The 1,170-nt window shown below is 76.5% G+C and carries 1 protein-coding gene; it reads right to left on the bottom strand.

Annotated elements, in window-relative coordinates; translation table 11 throughout:
* Positions 1-147: 147 nt before the first annotated feature.
* Positions 148-1,170, bottom strand: a 1,023-nt coding sequence (locus tag HMPREF3099_RS05125; RefSeq protein ID WP_070704869.1) for a glycosyltransferase family 4 protein, incomplete at its 5' end; no start/stop codon positions are given.

The following is a 1,170-nucleotide window of genomic DNA, read 5'->3' as shown; positions in this document are numbered from 1 at the left end:
CCTCGATGCGGGCGTGGGCCTCCCGCGCCCGGCCTGCCGCCCGGGCACGCCAGAGCAGCACCGCCCCCACGGCGAGCACCAGCAGGGCCACCAGGGTGCCTGCGCCGACCGCCCGCACCAGGGCCGTCGGGTCCAGATCTCGAGCGGTCACGCCCGGACCACCTCCTCGTAGACGTGCATGACCTCGCGTCCCACCACCTGCCAGTCGAAGCGGGCGGCCCGTTCCACCGAGGCCCGGCGCATCCGTGCGCGCAGGCCGGGGTCGAGCACCACCTCCTCGAGGACCCGGGCCAGGTCGTCGGCGTCACCGGCGCGGAAGTGCAGGCCCGCCCCGTCGAGCACCGATCGGTAGGCCGGCAGGTCGCTGGCCACCACCGGCGCCCCGGCGGCCATGGCCTCCACGAGCGTCACACCGAAGTTCTCCCCCTGCACCTGGGGCGCCACCATGAGCGACACGCTCCGCATCAGGGACGCCTTGTCGGCCTCGCTGAGCTCCCCCAGCCACACCAGCGAGGTGCGCAGGTGGGGGAACTCCTGGTCCACCACCCGGCGGGCGGCGGGCTGCCCGGGACCGGCCACGAAGACGCGCGCCCCCGGGGTGCGCTGCACGATCCCCGGGAGGGCCTCCAGCAGGGTCCGCAGGCCCTTGCGGTGCTCGCTGGACCGACCGATGAACGCGATGGTGGGGCGCCCCGGCCCCTCGGACCACGGCGCCCGGGGTGGCGGGTCGGTGAAGCGGGAGACGCGTACCCCGGTGGGGATGACGCGGGGCTCCACCCCGAGGCACTCGCGCACGGACCGCCGGGTGGGGCGCGAGACGGCGATGGAAGCCGCCACCGGGCGCAGCACCTGCTGGGTCAGCGGCAGCACCTGGCGCAGGGAGTGCCCCGGCTTGAAGGCGCTGTGGTGGGTGGCCACCATCGGCAGGCGGTCGCGCACCACGTCGGCCGCGGTCAGGGAGAGGCTCGGCGCCATGGGCTCGTGGAGGTGCACCAGGTCCGGGGCCACGTCCCGCACCCAGTCACCCACCGCGCGGCGTGCACCGCGGCCGGTGGTCACGTGCGAGGCCGACCAGGCGTAGGGCACGGCCAGCGCCCCGGGCACCACGGTCAGGCCCACCGAGGGCGGGAGGCCCCAGGTGCCGGCCGCGAGCGGGGACAGCGGGGCGTC

It is taken from the genome of Kytococcus sp. HMSC28H12, assembly GCF_001816045.1.
Taxonomy (GTDB): Bacteria; Actinomycetota; Actinomycetes; order Actinomycetales; family Dermatophilaceae; genus Kytococcus; species Kytococcus schroeteri.
Note: the sequence above shows the minus strand (reverse complement) of the source record. Positions and strands in the feature narration are given on the sequence as shown.